Here is an 18,077-nt window from a genome sequence, read left to right on the forward strand (position 1 = left end):
AGAGAAAATCTTGGCTAGGATCAAATCATAGTCATAATTGAGACTAGACGGGTTTTCCTTTTTTACTTTATTACTGGCAATTACAGTTATGGTTAGCAATATTCCCTTTTCTATCCCCGAACATAGCCTCGATCGAGATTGTACCACCCTCTCCCGTCACGTCCTGCAACAACTACAAAGTTTTTCCCCCGACGCGCAGGATTTAAGCGCAATTATGAGTCGAATTGCCCTAGCGGGAAAATTAATTGCCCGTCGTCTCAGTAAAGCGGGATTAATGGCGGATGTGCTAGGTTTTACCGGAGAAACCAACGTCCAAGGGGAATCGGTCAAGAAAATGGACGTTTTTGCCAATGAAGTATTTATCTCGGTTTTTAAGCAAAGTGGTTTAGTTTGCCGTCTTGCTTCCGAGGAAATGGATAAACCCTATTATATCCCAGAAAACTGTCCCATCGGTCGCTATACCCTACTCTACGACCCGATCGATGGTTCTTCCAATGTGGATATTAACCTAAATGTGGGTTCGATTTTTGCCATCCGTCAACAGGAAGGCAATGATTTAGACGGAGAGGCGCGGGATTTACTGCAAAATGGTCGTCAACAAATCGCCGCCGGTTATATTCTCTACGGACCCTCGACTATTTTAGTTTACTCGATCGGTCGCGGTGTTCATGCCTTTGTCCTTGACCCCAGTTTAGGGGAATTTATCCTCGCCCAAGAGAATATTATTATCCCCGACCATGGCCCGATTTATAGTACCAATGAGGGCAATTTTTGGCAGTGGGATGAGGCAATTCGCGACTATACTCGTTATGTTCACCGTCATGATGGTTACACGGCCCGTTACAGTGGGGCATTAGTGGGAGATATCCATCGAATTTTAATGCAGGGTGGTGTTTTTCTCTATCCGGGTACTGTTAAAAATCCCCAGGGAAAATTGCGATTAATTTATGAAACTGCACCCCTTGCTTTTTTAATTGAACAGGCAGGAGGTAAAGCTAGTGATGGGGTGACAAATCTTTTAGATATCGTTCCCGATAAATTACACTACCGCACACCTTTAGTGATCGGTAGTGTCGAAGATGTTAAATTGGTAGAGTCTTTTATTGCTGATCGCCGTCATCGCGATCGAGTTTAACTTATAGTTTTATTGGTTCTTCGTTACTTGGTATGGTTTGATCGGGGGGCATAAATCGACCAAATCCTTATCTGACAAGAGACTTAATTGATTAGCTAGTTCTAGATCGAAAACAATTGGCAAAAATCACAGCAAGGTCTGTCTCTATAAGGAATGAAACCCTTATAGAGACAGACCTTGCATAAGACAACCCGAAAATCCTACACCATGAATACTCTAATGATCGTGCGGTGCGCCAAACCCAACGGTTGAGGTGTTACCCATTGGATCATAATAAACGTTTACTTCTGCCATTTTTGTCTGATTAATTATAAGGTTGTAATGATTGGGTAGGAGCGAATTTTTTGGTCAACTGTAATAATGATTAAATCATTTTGCATTGCTTGACAAATTAGCAGTCTATCAAAGGGATCACGATGCAAGGGAGGTAATTTCATTAAATAGGCGATGCTTTCTTCATCAATCGTTAAACTCGTTATTTGATGGCGATCGCGTTGTTTGGGCAGATAAACTTCTGGTGATTCTGGCAAGGGAAGTTTACCTAATTGATATTTAATAATGGCTTCCCAGATGGAGGCTACACTCAAATATACGCTATTTTTAGCGTCTTTAATGGCATCACAAAAATCTTGTGAAAGTTGAGTATCTCCATTAAGAAACCAGAGAAAGATATGAGTATCGAGTAAAAGTCGCATGATTTTTATAAAGGGTTTTCAAAGTCCTGTAGGATTTCATCGGGTAAGGGATCGTCAAAGTCAGCAGGAACGGTAAATTCTCCTTGACAGAGGGCGTAGGGTCTAGGGGTTTTTGGCTCTTTTTGTTGATTCCTTCTGGCTTGGGTAAATAATAAAAAGTCAAGCAGTTCTTCAACAATTTCTTCGGAGATTTGAGATATTTCTTGGATCAGTCTTTCTCTAGTTGTCATTAGGTTTGCTCCTTTTAAGGTTGAATATTTAAGATTTGACGTTGTTGATTATTAAGGCGATCGAGTTCTTGCTTAAGGGTTTCTTTTGTTATCGTTGGCATTCAATTTTTCTTGGCGGTCTAATTGCGGGAAATAGCTCTTGTAACAGTATAGCTATTGGTTTGGCGGTTTTGGTCGTTTACATAGGGGGATTGCGCTAATCCTCTAGTTTACGGCGATCGCCTTCCACCAGCAAGGAATGCGTTTGGAAGGGTTAGCCATATCAGAACCGACAGCTTTTTCTGTTTATATGGTGATCGCAACTTAATTTTCTGTAATGATAATTGAGGGTATCTTTACAGACTGTTGTTCACCTCAACGATGCCAAAGTTGCGGGGGAACACTGATCCATTGGACAATCGTATAACGTCGTCGTTCAATAAACTGGGCAATATTATCCAAAATCAAGGCAAGGGCGATAATCCCGATCGCTGCGGCAAAAGCTCTTGGAATATTGTACAGATTACTAGCACGAAGAATCAGATAACCTAAACCTTCATTTGATGAAATATATTCTCCAATAAATGCCCCCAATAATCCAAATCCAACATTTAACCGAATAGAGCTTAATACCCAATCTAAGGAACCAGGAATGATTACTTTTTGAAAAATCTGGGAACGAGACGCATTCATTCCTTTAAGTGTGTCAACATATTCTAGGGCTACAGAATTGGCTCCTTTATAAGCTTGGTTAAAGGCTACAAACACAGTTGAAAAAACTGCGATGGCCACCTTCATACCAAAACCAACACCAAACCAAACAATCATCAATGGAGCTAGAGCAAAGACAGGCAATGCACCAAGTGCGGTCACAAAAGGTTTAGCGATAAAAGCAGCCGATTCAGAAAACCATAAAGAAAGTCCAAGAACTGTCCCAATTAAAGTACCAATTAATAAGCCCACAACTGCTTCTGCACCTGTTATGAAAAAATTGCCGATGAAATTACCTGCAATGAGAAGTTGCCAAAACTCACCTGCGACAGCTAGAGGAGTACCAATCAGAAAGAAGATATTTTTAGAACTTCTGCCTAATCCTTCCCAGATCAGGGCAAAAAGTAGGATAATTAAAGTTTGAATAAATAGAATTTTCCATTTTTGATGTTTGTTATTCATAATTTCCTTTAAGATTTTCCCAGATTTTTTGAAACAAATCTTCAAACTCAGGGGATTCCCTACATTTGATAGCATCGTGAGCATTTTTTGATAATTTCGGTTCATAAATTTTTATAATTTGTCCAGGGCGTTGACTCATGACAGCAATTTTGTTACCAAGGAAAATCGCTTCTTCTATGTTGTGAGTTACAAAAACCGTAGTTGTTCTTGCTATTGTACAACGATGTTTAAATTCAGTATTTAATTCAAAACGATTAACAAAATCAATAGAGGCAAAGGGTTCATCGCAAAAAAGAAGTTGAGGCCCACTCGCTAAGGCACGAATTAACTCGACTTTTTGCTTCATTCCACCAGAAATTTCTGTAGATAAATGTTTTTCAAAATCACCCAATCCAAATTTACTAATGTCAAATTTAAGAGTATCTTGTCTATCTTTATTTAGTTTTCCTTTAATTTCTAAACCTAATGCGGCGTTTTGTAGCAAAGTTCTCCAGGGTAATAGAGAGGGAGACTGGGGTAAATAAACCATACCAGCTTTTTTCCGTTCTTCTGAAATATGGACTTCTCCAGTGGTGGGCTGTAAAAATCCTAACAGAGTTTTAAGTAAGGTAGATTTTCCGCAACCGCTAGGGCCAACAATGCAGAAAAATTCACCACGCTTAACTTCAAAATCAACTCCATCTAGCGCAAAAAAAGACTTAGAGTTTTTTTGAAATTTGACACTCAAATTTTTAACTTTAATATCAATTGTAGAATTACTCATTTAATTTTTTCTTTTTTGAAATTGTTTTTCAGGAATATTAATTTCATTCCCAGTATGAGATAGTAAAAGTAAATCAAAAGATTCTATTTTGTTGAATAAATCTTGATGCTTTACTTCACATTTAATTGTTTTCTTAGGAAGAGATACTGTAAAATTCCCTTCAGAGTTAGTCCTTGTTGCCGCTTCTTCAATTGGTTTTGCACCATCAAAAAAAGTAATGTAAGCACTTTGAATTGGCTCGTTAGTATCTCTCCATTTTAGTCTCATAGAGACAGAAACCATCCCTTGTATTGGAGGAGAAGGGTCAGGCTTTATCGGTGAAGGATTAGGAGGATTCAAAGTAAAAACCCAATTCTTAAAATCAATTATTATTGAATAAGAACCTCGAATAAGTAGTGTGGCTAGAATCAACAATACCGGAATTAAAAGATATTTTAGATGCTTTGGTAAGTTTGACATTATGAATAAAAATTGTCTCAGTGTAAAAGGATCATTCTGGATGGGGACTTTAGACATAGTTCTTAAAACAGTCTTGGTCGCGTTTCGTGAATAATCACAATAAGGTTTTATATTGTTTTCATAAATTCCATTTGCTGTATTTTCTACTTCTTGTGTAAACTCCTCTCCTTTTGATCGCCAAAATGCCTGTGCAGCCCTTTTCCATTGAGCTTCTGTAATTGTAATTGCCGAGGGAAAAACACGACAACAGTTTGCACGGTTTAGCGCACTTCTAAGTATTTCTTCTGTTTCTGAAGTTTTTTGCTGCAAAGGATGAAGAGCCGCAAAATGATCAGCAAATTTTACTGAACCCTCATCATCAATTTGGACAAGATAGCAAGCCCTCTGAATACCCTTGAGAACTTCCTTAACAAGTTCTGGATGATGATCAATAACATCACGGCGGGTGATAAGAGCAGTAATTAAAACCTCATCAAATTCTGTCGTACTTCCAACATTCAACTTAACTTGGTATTCATTATTATTAAACAAAGTCTTTTCTAATCCTACAAGATCAGGAGTAAGAACTATAACACTTTCCTGTCTGTTACCTTGAGTTAAAACCTCTATTTCTGTTTTTGGAGGAACCGATTGTGTTTTTTGTGGATTAATAGTTCTAGCTATTCGATGACTTGTTGTTCCTTCTCCATAAGCAACAATTTTGTCAAATTGATCTAAGTGCTGTAAGTTTTCTACTGTATGATTATCATGATCGACTGCCCAGAATGCGGCATTGGTCAATAATGCGGCTAAAATAACAATATCTTTAGCGTCATGTTGAGCTTGATATTCAAAAATTGAAGCGGGATCAGCAATGGCAAAGACAATATCTGAGCCATTGCTATTCATAAGACGCTCAATTACCTGTTTATCTGTTTTAGCTAAATCATTAGTATAACTAAATCTATAGTTATCTAGCTTACTAGACCAGAACTTATTACTCGTGGCGTAATAAAAGGGTAAATAAACAAAGTAAAAATCAATTTGTATAATTTTAACTTCTCGATTAACTTCTTGAAGTTTTGCCATAGGTATCTCAAAAGGTAATGATTACAAATACAAAATTAAGGACTTGAAGGGGTAGAATAGCGACAATCTTTTTCCGCTTTTTCCGCAAATGTATTATCAACATATTCTCCAAAAGGTTTAGGATTTTTAATATCTCCAGCTTGAAACCTTAACTTAATTGCCTTATCCCAAGCAGTTTGCTGAGTAATAGCATTTGCGGGAATAATTTTTTCATTGACTAGCCTTTTTAATGCTTCTTCTGCCACTTTAGGATCGACTTCTGGAAAGCGTTTTTGAAGGATTGCCAAAGCAGATTTAGGCTCTTTTCTTGCTAAATCTAAACTCATTTGAATACCACAAACTACCTTCTGAGCTAATTCGGGTTTTTCCTTTAGTGATTCAGGTGTTGCCGTTAAGCCTGTAAGAGCAAAATCTCCGTATAAACTAGCTAAAGAGTAGGCGATTTTAGCACCTCCAAGAACAGATTGAGAAACATTTGGTTCTAATTCTAATGCAATATCTACTTGTTTTGCTTTTAATGCTGTCAAAAGCGTTCCGAAGGCTGTTTCACGAATGTTTGGCTTAAGCCCACCATCTATAAACATCTGTCTTTGTAGAGTATAAGCTGTTGATGGTGCGGGAAAAGTTGCAACGGAATAACCGTTTAAATCCTGCGGTTTGCTAACCTTAATTTTAGGGTTGAATGTCACACCCCAAAATGGTACACCGTTTACGATATTACCAATCACCCTACCTGGCTGTCCCCTAGATTCTGATACCGCTACAAACGTAGGATCGGCAACACCAAAACTTGCATTACCGCTAATAACAGCCGCCCAGGTTTTTTCATCACCGCCAGTACTGATCAGGGACACATCTAAGCCTTGCTTTTGGAAGAACCCTGCATCAATGGCAATGTAAAGAGGAGCATAAATAAAAACATCACCAAATTGAGCAATTGTGATTTTTTGAATTCCGCCCGTGTTTTGGTTTTGCCAAAGACTGGTGTTTCGCCAGAGAAGAAACGATGACACTGGAATTGCAATTAGCGCAAGAACACCAACCGCCTTAACCCAAGTCTTATTGATTAACTTTGTTTCTTTTGCCTTTGTTTCGTCGCCGTTGTGAGCCATGACTAGATATGAAAAAATTCTTAGTTGATCATACCGCCGCAGAAAATATTAAATTTTGTAACATAAAAAACTAAAATATTGATAAATTTGGGATTATTTAGGATAATTTTTGCTTAATCTCTCATGAGAATATTGTCAAAAATAGGAAAATATGAGATAATGTGCCGTTAAGATATGTAAACTCACTCAATTAACACTGTTATGGAACTTAAGAAAATCTTAAGATTTGCCGATGATGTGGTTTTGGCCAAGACAAATAAGCATTTAAATGATCTCCAACGTGATATTTTAGAAGAGACTTTACAGGGTAGTAAGTACAATAAAATTGCAGAAAGACATGATTGCACCGTTAATTACGTTAGAGAAGTTGCCGCTAGTCTTTGGAAAATCCTATCTGAGGAAGTCGGAGAAAAAATAACCCAGTCCAATATTCGTACTACTTTAGAAAGAGCCAGTTATTCAATCATTTCCTCAAACTTTTCTCCTAATTCCCAAACCCATATTAATATTTGTGGCAGTGACTTAAAATCTCTCAAAAATCCCCAAGCAAAGTTAACACAAAGACCCTACCTTGACTTAGATGATGCCCCCCACCGTAGTCTTTTTTATGGTCGTACTCAAGAATTAGATACTCTACAAAATTGGATATTACAACAACATTCTCATTTTATTATAATTGCGGGTATGACAGGGATTGGTAAAACCGCCTTAGCCCTTGAACTAATTGAACAAATTAAAAATCATTTTGATATTATTATCTGGCGTGATTTACAGGACTTTCCTGAACTCAAAAATTTAGAACAGGAATTAATTGAAATTCTTGCTGATGGACTACTAGCCTCGACAACTCCAAACGAAAAAAATACCAATAATCCGCTTCGTCACCTAGCTAAACTACTTCGACAACATCGCTGTTTAATCATCTTAGATAATCTGCAATCGCTTTTACAAGATGGACAACTCGCTGGTCATTATCAAAACTCTGACTATCAAGACTTTTTCAAATTTTTCAGCAAAATTAAACAAAGTAGTTGCTTTATTGTGAATAGTTGGGAAGTTCCTCAAGATATTGTTTATCTAGCCGAGAAGTACCCTGGCGTTTCTGTTTTTCCTCTTAAAGGCTTAGGTCAAGATGCAAAAAGTATTCTCAAGGAAAAAGATTTAAATAATCAAGAAAACTGGGATGAATTTATCACCCTTTATCAAGGTAATCCTCTTTATCTCAAATTAGTTGCCACGTTACTCAATCAATTATTTAATGGTCGGGTTACAATACCTCAAACTACAACTTGTCTATTGCCAGAAGAACTACAACTGATTCTCCGTAGTCAAATTGATAGATTATCTCCCCTAGAAAAAGAAATTTTAACCCATCTGGCTGTTAACGATACTCCAAACTCTTTGATCCAATTATTCGAGATATTTTCCCAACCTAAAAACCAGATTATTAATACCGTTCAATCCTTGATTAGACGCTCATTAATTGAGAACCATTCCACCACATCAAAAAATGAAAATAATTACACTATTGCTCCAGTTTTTAAAGAATACTTTAAAACGATAAATTATTAATTTTATTTTCTTGATATCGGCGATTTATCAATCATAAAAAATTATTTCGTTAACCTACCAAAAGCCTCTCCTAAGCTTCAGTTGAATCGCCTAGACAAACTCCAGGACACCTAAATTCGATCACTCTTCATCAATTAGAATTACAAAATAATTGGCAACTCGCCAGACAACAACCCTTACAAAAAATTCAACCTTTAAATTAATGACGTTACAGAAGCTGGGTTAGTAATGATCGATGAGTTGTAGGAGTTGTCGGTGAGTGGCAACGCAGGCTAAGGCATTATGTAAAAATAAGTTGTACAACTTGGCTCTACCGAACCTGTCATGTAAAACTATCAACAACTCATGCTTGTAAAGCTTGTATACTAAGGCTTTGAGTTTTTATTAGATTGATATTTATCAACTTTAGAGCCTTACTGTGCAGAGAGGGAGCTTGAGGAATTTTCTACAGTGTAAGTTCGGAAGAACCTACAACTTTTATGTTAAATGTAGTGTGAATCTATATTTCCTATAAAAATTTTTCAGGTTATTCTTACACAAATACTAACAAGTTGATGAAGCGGACGGGCGGGATATCTTCGGGTTATTATTGCCAGCAAAAATATCAAAGATTTCCAAAACACTACTGATTGCGCTCTCTGGCAAGATATACATTATTAAAGCGAAACCGCTTGCTTTTATTTTTTTCAATAATAATTATAGATCCAAAACAATCTATTTGCTGCCCGAAAATTCCCCCCATAATCTTGAGAATTTTTTGATCAATTGGGACTCGATCGAGGATAATTAGAAAAAGTATTTTGACTCATAACCAAATCTAATCAAGAAGCCCAGTGACGATCCCCCCGCTAGAGTTGTTTGTATTCGCCACCGTTTTGTGCGGATTTTTAGGAACATTCCTGAAAAAAAACTTAATCATGAAGATTATCGCCATGGATGTCATGAGTACCGGCGTTATCGCCTACTATGTGGTGATTTCTTCCCGTGATGGTTTATTTACTCCCATCCTCAGTACAGTTAAACAGCAAAATTACGCCGATCCTGTACCCCAAGCAGTGATTTTAACAGCGATCGTCATCGGTTTTTCCATTCAGGCGTTAATGCTGGTGGGAGTAATGAAATTAGCCAAAGATAACCCCACCCTCCACAGCAGTGAGATAGAAAAAAATAATACACCATGAATACTTTAACGATCGCTTGGATAAGTTTACCCTTTTTGATCGGCTTTATCATTTATTTATTGCCGCGATTAGACAAATATCTGGCTCTCGCCGCCACTATTATCTCTCTCGCCTATTCTCTCCTTTTATTTAGCCAATCCTCCCCCATAACCCTTAACCTACTGGATAATTATGGCGTGAGACTGGTAGCCGATCAGTTAAGTGCCTATTTTATCCTCACCAATGCCCTGGTGACGATGGCAGTTATTTTTTATAACTGGGAAAGTAGCAAAACCGCCTTTTTTTACGCCCAAGCTATCATTCTCCACGGCAGTATTAACTCTGTCTTCGTCTGTGAAGATTTTATTAGCGTTTACGTTGCCCTAGAGGTAATTAGTATTGCCGCTTTTCTGATGATTGCCTATCCTCGCAGCGATCGCTCTCTCTGGGTTGCCCTGCGTTATCTGTTTATCAGCAATGTGGCGATGTTATTTTACCTTATTGGCGCAGTTTTAGTCTATAAAGCCAATAATTCCTTTGCTTTTGCTGGTTTAAAGGACGCACCTCCCGAAGCCTTGGCTTTAATCTTCATGGGATTATTAGTCAAAGGGGGAATCTTTGTCTCGGGATTATGGCTACCGATGACACACTCGGAATCGGAAACCTCCGTCTCGGCGCTGATGTCGGGGGTGGTGGTAAAAGCTGGCATTTTTCCCCTCCTGCGCTGTGCTTTAATCCTAGAGGATTTAGATGTCCTAATTCGGCTTTTCGGGGTGCTAACGGCGATTTTTGGCGTGTCATACGCAGTGTTTGAAAAGGATAGCAAGCGGATGTTAGCCTTCCATACTATTTCCCAGTTAGGTTTTATTTTAGCCGCCCCGGTAGTCAGTGGTTTTTATACCCTTACCCACGGTTTAGTTAAATCTTGCCTATTTCTGTTAGCGGGAGTTTTACCCAGTCGCAATTTTAAAGAATTACAGCAACAATCGCTCCCTAATTCTCTCTGGATTGCCCTAGTGGTTGCTAGTTTTTCTATCTCTGGATTCCCCCTATTATCCGGTTTTGGGGCGAAAGCGTTAACGATGAAAAATTTAGTCCCCTGGCAAGAAATTATGATCAATCTTGTGGCGGTGGGGACGGCGATTTCCTTTGCTAAATTTATCTTTTTACCCCACGCTGGTGGCGAAAGTAAACAGAAGCTAACTATCGGTTTCTGGACGGCAATAATTCTGCTCCTTGCCGCCCTATTTTTATCCAATGCTGTCTATGTTGAAGCTTATAATCTACCCAATATTATCAAAGCTTTAGCTGTCATTGGTGCCGGGTGGTGGTTATATCTGGGAGTTTTCAAAAAGTTATCCCTAAAATTATCGCGAGCCTGGGAACAATTTGATAATCTCGTCGGGATGATGAGTATAATGTTAGTTCTATTGTTTTGGATGGTCTTAGCATGATCGGACATATAATTCTGCGTTTAACTATGTGGTTTTTGCTCACCGCTAATTTTACCCCCGCTAATATTATGATCGGGGTGGCTATTGCTTTTCTTTTGCCCCGTAATTTCGCCTCTAGCGAAACTTTAGGCGATTGGTTAAAGGTAATAATTAAAGTCTTTATGGCTATTCCCCAAGCTTATAAAGAAGCGTTTGAAATTATCCTTCATCCCCACAAGGAAGAAGAAATTATTTTAGAGAGAATTTCGGGTAAACGTTCACCCAGACTGGCTTTTTGGGATATATTTCTCATTACTTTTACCCCGAAAACTATCGTCACCGAATACAAGGAAAATGAGGGTTATGAAGTACATATAATTAAACGGAGTAACCAGGGATGAATATTGTTCTCATTGCCATGATTGTCGCCCTATTAATTCCCCTTTATGAAGTGGCAAGAAATGATGACATCTGGCAAAAAATGGCCGCCTTTGCCAGTGCTTCCAGTAAATCATCAATTATTATTCTAGTGGTGTCGGTTCTGCGGGATGATTGGATGATTGGAGTGGTAGCAGTGATTATTCTCAGTGTCGGTAATGCCGGTTTTATGTTATTAGCACAAATTCTTAAACGACTGAACGAATCATGATTGACATTTTCAGTTATATCTGCATCACTATCGGAGTGTTTTTCTGGTTTTGGGGAACGGCGCATCTTTTAGACAAGCGCTCGGTATTATATAAATTACATGGTCTATCTGTCGCTGATACTTTGGGTTCCATGGCGATTATTTTCGGGCTACTTTTGAAAGTTCCCCAAAATTGGCCTTTATTATTATTGGCAATAATTTCCCTAGCAATTTGGAACACCATGTTAGGCTACGTTTTAGCTTATACTTCTAGCGATCGAGAGTAAAATTAAAGATGAATGAAAGTTATCTCTATGTTATTGTTGCCCTCTTGCCTTTAACTGCGGCGATGGTGATATTACAATCCAATCCCTACCAAGCTCTAGTAATTCGCGGGGTTTTAGGGGCAATAGCAGCCTTAGTTTATGCTTTATTAGGGGCGGCAGATGTATCTTTAACCGAAGCTTTGATGGGAACCATGTTAGCCGTAACTCTCTACGCGGTGGCGATTCGTTCCTCTTTAGTGATGCGTTTAGGAGTAATTGCCGAGGAAACCGATACGGTTTTAGAACAGTTAAAAACTCAACTACAAACGGTTTTAAGTAAGCGTTTTATGCGTTTAGAATTAGTTGCCTACAGTGATAAACAAGCTTTGCAACAGGCACTTAGGGATAAAGATGTTCATGCCGTCTGTATCCGTCAAGACAATCCAGAAAACATCCCCTACGAAACCACAATTAGATTACCCTATCTCTACGATATTTTTAAAAATGAATTAACGGCAGCAAACACGATTTTAACCTGTATTGAAACCCCAAAATTAGAGGAGAAACACTAATGAAATGGATTTACACTCTAGCCGCCATTGCCTTTGCTATCAAAATGGTAATTATTCCGAATACTGCTTCCTCTGTATTATCCTTAGACATTGTTGAATCCTTGGTGCGCGACGGCGGTGTTCCTAATGCGGTTTCGGTGGTTATTTTTCGTAATCGTCTCTACGATACCATCTATGAAGTGGTTGTTTTTACCATTGCCATTATGGGGGCGAATTTTCTTCTAGCCACCGAAAAACCCGCCAGTAAAATCCATCAATTTACCGACCAACCTTCAATTATTTTAGCCCGTTTAGGGGCAACAATTACCGCTTTAGTGGGCATTGAATTAGCTATCCGCGGACATTTAAGTCCGGGGGGAGGTTTTGCCGCCGGAGTCGCCGGAGGTACGGCAATTGGTTTAATAGCCATTACCTCGTCTCCCGAATGGATGCAAGCAATTTATCGCCGTTGGCAAGCGGCAACATGGGAGAAAATTTCCGTCTTAGTTTTTATTGTTTTAGCCGCCATTACTCTCTCAGGATTTGAGTTACCCCACGGGGAATTAGGAGCGCTATTTAGTGGCGGCATTTTACCAATACTAAACATTTTAGTCGCCGTTAAAGTAGCTTTAGGTTCCTGGGCAGTAATCCTCGTTTTTATCCGCTATCGCGGTTTATTGTGAGAGGTTAATATAGTCATTTCAATTAAGATTGATACTATCAACGCGCGAGGAATTTGCCCTGTTTCCCAACACCCTAACAACTTAGATAATTAGGGCTTGCTGAAAAAGTTTTTCGGTGGTGGCAGGGTGTGGGGTGTGGGGTGTGGGGTGTGGGGTTTTATCGATTTTCAGGTGGTCAACTACCTAATTTTCAGGGAAAAAGTAATTTATTCAGCAAACCCTAATTAACCCCTTTGTCGAGTATTAATCACCTCACCGGCTGCATTAACTAACTCTAGCTGTAGCGGCATTTGTCCCATCGCGTGAGTGGAACAACTTAAACAGGGATCATAGCAACGAATACCCGCTTCCACCCGGTTTAACATCGCTTCGGGAATTTCGCCACCATGGATATAATGTTGGGCGATTTGTTTCACCGTTTGATTCATGGCCAAATTATTATTACCCGTGGCAATAATTAAATTCACCGTTTCAATTAAACCATTTTCATCCACTTTATAATCATGGAATAAAGTACCCCGGGGCGCTTCACTAACTCCCACCCCTTGCAGATTATTAATTCCCGCTTCGGCCCGGCAGCGTTGAGAAACTATATCGGGATCGTCGATTAAAAGTTCGATACGCTCTAAACAGCCTAAAATCTCCACTAAACGGGCATAATGATAGTAAAAAGAAGACGTCGCTACACCACCGACCCGATGGCGATATTCGCGTAACTCGATATCCGCTCCCTCCGTGCCAAAATGGGAACAAACATTTAACCGTGCCAACGGACCAACCCGATAGATACCGTTGGGATAACCGAGGGGTTTATAGTAGGGAAACTTTAAATAAGACCATTTTTCCACTGATTCGCCGATATAATCGCGATAATTGTCTTCGCTCAGGTTATCGGCCACAATATTGCCTTGACTATCGGTAAAACGAATATGACCGCCGTAGTGTTCCCACTCGTCCCGTTTACCGACCAATCCCATAAACAGGGAAGGGAAATTACCAAAAGCGGCGATTTCTGTGGTTAAATTGTCTAGAAGTCCTTTAAACAGGTTTAAAGCCCTGTAAAGAGTCGCTTTAGACTCCGGCAGTCGTTCTTTAATCCATTGTCGCCCTTCTTCGCTCAGGGGAGAACGCACACCCCCCGGGACAGACCAAGCGGGGTGAATTTTTTTCGCCCCCAAAAGTTCGATAACTTTCTGTCCAAATTGACGTAAACGGATACCCGCTCGCGCTAGGTCGGGATCGGCCGCGATTAAACCGAAAATATTCCGTTTGGCGGGATCACTTTCCCAACCAAGCAGAAAATCGGGACTGCTAAGATGGAAAAAGCTTAAAGCATGGGATTGGGTTAACTGTCCCAAATTCATCAAGCGCCGCAGTTTTTCCCCCGCGGGGGGGATTTGCACCGCTAGAATTTTATCACCGGTTTTGGCGGCACAAAGTAGGTGACTAACGGGGCAAATCCCGCAAATTCGGGCAGTAATTCCCGCCATCTCCCACATCGGCCGTCCCTCGCAGAATTTCTCGAAACCGCGATACTCGACCACATGAAAACGCACGTCATCCACTTCCCCCCCATCGTCAAGGAAAATCGAGATCTTGGCATGGCCTTCGATCCGGGTGACGGGATCGATAACGACGGTTTTAGTCATAGTAAGTCCTCATTGTTCAGGAGTTCCACAGAACGGTATTGTGGAGAGTGCGATCGAGCTTGGTTTCAACGATAATTTATCCCGATCTCCGCCCTGCTGTCTCTATGATAGTTATTACCCCCCTAGCAATCCTAATTTTTATAACAATTTTTCCCGATTCTCAATCGCGGCTAATTTGGCATTTTGTAGCAAATACTACAGAAAATAGTTCGGAAATCCGCAATGATTACATCTCCCTTTGCTGGTGTTGATCGGTCATTATATATATAGAAGTCGGTTCTCGGCTGTCAGTTTTCAGCTTGGTTCTGCTTTGCTCTCAAAGCTGAGGGCGAAAAGGTCGAAAGTCGGCCAGATTGTTTACAGCTAATCGGGAAAATCACCTTTTTGTTTTGTAATCTTACCTAACAGTATCAGAGGCACTACCGAGGATTCAGGAAAAAGCGACCCAAAAACAAGCGATTGTAGTTGATAGTCCTACACTATAATACTTTTGTTCTGGATGTTGAGAAAAAAGCATAAACTTAACATCATACCAAAGAATGAATTAACTTTGAACCTTTAGGGGATTGCCCGCGTCTAAAAGCGCAGGATACAATCAAAGAAATTCCGATCAAACTCATACCGACTTCAGATAAGCCAGACTCACCCGCGAGTCGGAATAGTAACAGACTTTTTCTGTGTCAAGGAGTCACCACCAAACCAATGCCCACCGCAAAAACCAACCAAACTCAATCACAGCCCACCCTCAATGCCGATATGGTGCGTACCTATCTGCACGAAATTGGGCGAGTTCCCCTCCTAACTCACGAACAAGAAATTATTTACGGCAAACAAGTCCAACGGATGATGAGCCTGTTAGAAGCGAAAGAAGCACTATCGAAGCAATTAGGACGGGAACCAGATCGCTTGGAGTGGGCGGATTCGGTGAATTTAAGCGAAAATGAACTGGATCGCGCCTTGAAAACCGGCGATCGAGCTAAACGGAAAATGATTGAAGCTAACCTCCGCTTGGTGGTTGCGATCGCCAAAAAATATCAAAAGCGGAACATGGAATTCCTAGATCTAATTCAAGAGGGTAGTCTGGGATTAGAAAGAGGTGTAGAGAAATTTGATCCCACCAAAGGTTATAAATTTTCTACCTATGCCTACTGGTGGATTCGGCAAGCGATTACTCGTGCGATCGCTCAACAGGCCCGCACCATTCGTTTACCCATCCATATCACCGAAAAACTGAATAAAATCAAAAGAACCCAGCGCGAACTCGCCCAAAAACTGGGGAGAAGTGCCACTCCTGCCGAGATTGGCCTGGAATTAGAGCTAGAACCCGCTCAAATCCGCGAATATCTCAGTATGGCCCGTCAACCCATCTCCCTTGATGTGCGCGTCGGCGATAACCAAGATACGGAATTGTCGGAATTATTAGAAGATAGCGGAGTTTCTCCCGATACCTTCATCACCCAAGAGTTATTACGGCAAGACTTAGCCAATCTCCTGGCCGAATTAACTCCCCAACAACGGGAAGTGATTACTCTCCGTTTCGGTTTAACCGATGGTAAAGAGTTATCCTTAGCCAAAATTGGTCAGAGAATGAACATCAGTCGGGAACGAGTGCGACAATTAGAACACCAGGCCTTGGCTCATTTACGCCGTCGCCGGGCTAATGTCAAGGAATATATTGTCGCTAGTTAGTAAAATTAGCAAATAACCCAGAAGGAGAGCGCAAGCTCTCTTTTTTTTCGGTTTAATTAATATAGAATCCCGATTAGTTTTCACCTGTGGCAGTTCCGTCATGACTAGATCGACAGAAACAGCGACCCTAACATTATACGAAGAAGATTTTTATCTCTGGCTAAAAACCACGGCAGAACAATTAAAAAAAGGCCGGTTTGCCGAGGTGGATTTAGACAACTTAATTGAGGAGATTGAATCGATGGGGAGAAGTGAAAGACACGCGCTCAAAAGTCTTTTAACTCGTCTCCTAGAACATTTACTCAAATTAACTTACTGGCAATCGGAAAGAGACCGGAATGGCAATCATTGGAATGGAGAAATCAATAATTTTCGGGCAGAAATTCAAGATTTACTGGAGGATAGCCCTAGTTTAAAGCCCTATCTTCGGGAGATTTTTGAGCCATCCTACCATACAGCTTTAGAGACCGTCCGGAAAAAAATGGGTTTATCCCCCGGCGGTTTACCTAGTCAGATAATTTTTAATCTCGAACAGGTTTTAGATAATCAATGGCTGCCAATCGATTGGGAATAAACTATTGACGATCTAAATCACTGCCTAGGACGGTACTGGAGTTGGGAGAAAGGAGCTTTTTGCCTCTTGCCCCTTGCCTCTTGCCTTGAGAAGCTGATCACTGATCTGGGTTCACTCAACCAATTTCTTCAGCAGGGCATCCACTTCCTCCAGGCCAGATTGATTATTTTTCAGCACATAAACCGCTCGCGCTTGCTTAAAAGCTTCCTCCGCCTCTGTTTTTCGTCCCCGGCCCGCGTAGGCCCGACCGAGATTAAGATAGACATCGGCGTTATTGGGGGCGATTTCGGCCAAATCTTGATAGGCGATAATTGCTGCAAGATAATCTTTTCTGGCCAGATGGATGCGACCGATTCCCGCTTGTGCTTCCAAAGATTGGGGTTGTAGGAAAACAGCCCGACGATAAAAGGGGAGAGCCTCATCAAAACGCTCTTGTTTTTCGAGTAAAATCCCTATTTTTAGCTGAATTAAAAAATTTCCTGCACTTTGTCGCTCTATTTCCTTTAAAATTTGGGTTCCGCCATTTAAATCGCCCTGTTTGAGCAAAAGGCTGGCCAGTTGCAATCTTAATTCACTATTGTTAGGGAATCTTTGCAGGGATTTTTGGAGAAAATCGAGGGCTTCGGTGCTTTTATTCTGTTCGATCAAGGCTTTGCCCATGATTTCGTGGGCTTGCTGATTATTGGGGTCGAGAGCTAAAACCCATTGGTAAACTTCGCCCGCTTTTGCATAGTTTTTTTGCCGTAATAATACCACCCCTAAACCGAGGTAGTGTTGGACGTTTTTCGGTTCTATTTGGATAGCGTAGTAGTAAGCGGTGGCTGCATTGTCATAATCGCCGATATTAGCCAAACTATAACCGAGAGCATGGAAAAAGTCGGGATTACTCGGATCGAGACTTAAAGCTTTTTGGTATGCTTGGGCGGCGGCGTTATAATCCCCTTGCCGCGTTTGTAAAAAGCCGATCCCGGAGAAAATTTTGGCATTATTGCCATCAAGGGCGGCAGCCCGCTCGTAAACGGCTATAGCTTCCCCATAATTGCCATTTCTGACCAATTGCCGCGCTTGACGCAGTAGTTCGTTAACCTGTGAATTCCTGCTCACGATTGCCCCCGCCGGATTATCAGCGATCGCAATTGAGGGGGAGAAACAGCCCCCCGCGAGAAGACCGACGAGCAAGATTAAACGGGTAAATTGTTTCATCTTTGTTAACGATTCTTAATTAAAATTTATTGTAAATGCTATTGACAAAAATCAA

Annotated in this window: 19 protein-coding genes and 1 pseudogene; 11 read left to right on the top strand and 9 right to left on the bottom strand. The window is 40.5% G+C overall.

From position 1 onward, the window contains the following. Positions 1-88 precede the first annotated feature (88 nt). Positions 89-1,135: a class 1 fructose-bisphosphatase gene (gene fbp / locus LW728_RS10840; protein ID WP_002801107.1), complete on the top strand. Its 1,047-nt coding sequence runs from the start codon at positions 89-91 to the stop codon at positions 1,133-1,135. A 9-nt stretch (positions 1,136-1,144) separates the two neighbouring features. Here the strand turns inward: fbp and LW728_RS23405 are convergent. The 7 genes and pseudogenes from LW728_RS23405 to LW728_RS10870 form a co-directional block, all read right to left on the bottom strand. After that, positions 1,145-1,325, bottom strand: a pseudogene (locus LW728_RS23405) (hypothetical protein). Positions 1,326-1,443: 118 nt separating this feature from the next. Next, positions 1,444-1,830 (bottom strand): type II toxin-antitoxin system VapC family toxin, encoded by a 387-nt coding sequence (locus LW728_RS10845; RefSeq protein WP_159249122.1) that lies wholly within the window; start codon positions 1,828-1,830, stop codon positions 1,444-1,446. 5 nt (positions 1,831-1,835) lie between these two features. Further along, positions 1,836-2,060: a DUF2281 domain-containing protein gene (locus LW728_RS10850; protein WP_002796731.1), complete on the bottom strand. Its 225-nt coding sequence runs from the start codon at positions 2,058-2,060 to the stop codon at positions 1,836-1,838. 354 nt (positions 2,061-2,414) lie between these two features. Further along, entirely contained in the window at positions 2,415-3,212 is a 798-nt protein-coding gene (locus LW728_RS10855) for an ABC transporter permease (protein ID WP_002793259.1), read from the bottom strand. Continuing rightward, a complete protein-coding gene (locus tag LW728_RS10860) occupies positions 3,205-3,975 on the bottom strand; it encodes an ABC transporter ATP-binding protein (RefSeq protein ID WP_287766664.1) in 771 nt (256 codons plus the stop codon). Before LW728_RS10860 ends, LW728_RS10855 begins: the two co-directional genes overlap by 8 nt. Beyond that, positions 3,976-5,502 (bottom strand): substrate-binding domain-containing protein, encoded by a 1,527-nt coding sequence (locus tag LW728_RS10865; protein WP_287667927.1) that lies wholly within the window; start codon positions 5,500-5,502, stop codon positions 3,976-3,978. Positions 5,503-5,537: 35 nt separating this feature from the next. Next, positions 5,538-6,614 carry an ABC transporter substrate-binding protein gene (locus tag LW728_RS10870; protein ID WP_287667930.1) on the bottom strand — a complete coding sequence of 359 codons (1,077 nt, stop codon included), beginning with the start codon at positions 6,612-6,614 and terminating at the stop codon, positions 5,538-5,540. Positions 6,615-6,815: 201 nt separating this feature from the next. Here LW728_RS10870 and LW728_RS10875 point away from each other — a divergent pair, with 201 nt between their 5' ends. From LW728_RS10875 to LW728_RS10910, 8 genes are all read left to right on the top strand, one after another. Further along, positions 6,816-8,186 (top strand): helix-turn-helix domain-containing protein, encoded by a 1,371-nt coding sequence (locus tag LW728_RS10875; RefSeq protein WP_287667933.1) that lies wholly within the window; start codon positions 6,816-6,818, stop codon positions 8,184-8,186. Between the two features lie 833 nt (positions 8,187-9,019). Next, the gene (locus LW728_RS10880; protein WP_287667936.1) at positions 9,020-9,367 is read left to right on the top strand and encodes an NADH-quinone oxidoreductase subunit K; all 348 of its coding nucleotides are present in this window, start codon (positions 9,020-9,022) and stop codon (positions 9,365-9,367) included. After that, entirely contained in the window at positions 9,364-10,800 is a 1,437-nt protein-coding gene (locus LW728_RS10885; protein WP_287766666.1) for a cation:proton antiporter, read from the top strand. Before LW728_RS10880 ends, LW728_RS10885 begins: the two co-directional genes overlap by 4 nt. Next, entirely contained in the window at positions 10,797-11,180 is a 384-nt protein-coding gene (locus tag LW728_RS10890) for a Na+/H+ antiporter subunit E (protein ID WP_287667942.1), read from the top strand. The genes LW728_RS10885 and LW728_RS10890 overlap by 4 nt, the downstream gene beginning before the upstream one ends. Next, positions 11,177-11,428 carry a hypothetical protein gene (locus tag LW728_RS10895; protein WP_002771873.1) on the top strand — a complete coding sequence of 84 codons (252 nt, stop codon included), beginning with the start codon at positions 11,177-11,179 and terminating at the stop codon, positions 11,426-11,428. Before LW728_RS10890 ends, LW728_RS10895 begins: the two co-directional genes overlap by 4 nt. Beyond that, positions 11,425-11,694 carry a monovalent cation/H(+) antiporter subunit G gene (locus LW728_RS10900; protein ID WP_002796741.1) on the top strand — a complete coding sequence of 90 codons (270 nt, stop codon included), beginning with the start codon at positions 11,425-11,427 and terminating at the stop codon, positions 11,692-11,694. The genes LW728_RS10895 and LW728_RS10900 overlap by 4 nt, the downstream gene beginning before the upstream one ends. 8 nt (positions 11,695-11,702) lie before the next feature. Next, entirely contained in the window at positions 11,703-12,245 is a 543-nt protein-coding gene (locus LW728_RS10905; RefSeq protein ID WP_287667946.1) for a DUF4040 domain-containing protein, read from the top strand. After that, a complete protein-coding gene (locus LW728_RS10910; protein WP_002801099.1) occupies positions 12,245-12,907 on the top strand; it encodes a Na(+)/H(+) antiporter subunit B in 663 nt (220 codons plus the stop codon). The genes LW728_RS10905 and LW728_RS10910 overlap by 1 nt, the downstream gene beginning before the upstream one ends. 224 nt (positions 12,908-13,131) lie before the next feature. Here LW728_RS10910 and LW728_RS10915 read toward each other — a convergent pair whose 3' ends face one another. Continuing rightward, on the bottom strand, positions 13,132-14,556 hold the full coding sequence (locus tag LW728_RS10915; protein WP_149974281.1) for a Ni/Fe hydrogenase subunit alpha: 1,425 nt from the start codon (positions 14,554-14,556) through the stop codon (positions 13,132-13,134). A gap of 702 nt (positions 14,557-15,258) precedes the next feature. Between LW728_RS10915 and LW728_RS10920 the strand changes: the two genes are divergently transcribed. Together LW728_RS10920 and LW728_RS10925 are read left to right on the top strand one after the other, a co-directional pair. Next, positions 15,259-16,245 (top strand): RNA polymerase sigma factor, RpoD/SigA family, encoded by a 987-nt coding sequence (locus LW728_RS10920; protein ID WP_287665011.1) that lies wholly within the window; start codon positions 15,259-15,261, stop codon positions 16,243-16,245. A 100-nt stretch (positions 16,246-16,345) separates the two neighbouring features. Beyond that, complete coding sequence (locus LW728_RS10925; RefSeq protein WP_287766669.1) at positions 16,346-16,819, top strand: DUF29 domain-containing protein; 474 nt, start codon at positions 16,346-16,348, stop codon at positions 16,817-16,819. Between the two features lie 111 nt (positions 16,820-16,930). On the opposite strand, the gene LW728_RS10930 is transcribed toward LW728_RS10925, so the two are convergent. After that, positions 16,931-18,022 carry a tetratricopeptide repeat protein gene (locus LW728_RS10930; protein ID WP_287766670.1) on the bottom strand — a complete coding sequence of 364 codons (1,092 nt, stop codon included), beginning with the start codon at positions 18,020-18,022 and terminating at the stop codon, positions 16,931-16,933. Positions 18,023-18,077 lie beyond the last annotated feature (55 nt).

Origin of the sequence: Microcystis sp. 49638_E5, assembly GCF_021300285.1 — a bacterium.
Taxonomy (GTDB): Bacteria; Cyanobacteriota; Cyanobacteriia; order Cyanobacteriales; family Microcystaceae; genus Microcystis; species Microcystis aeruginosa_C.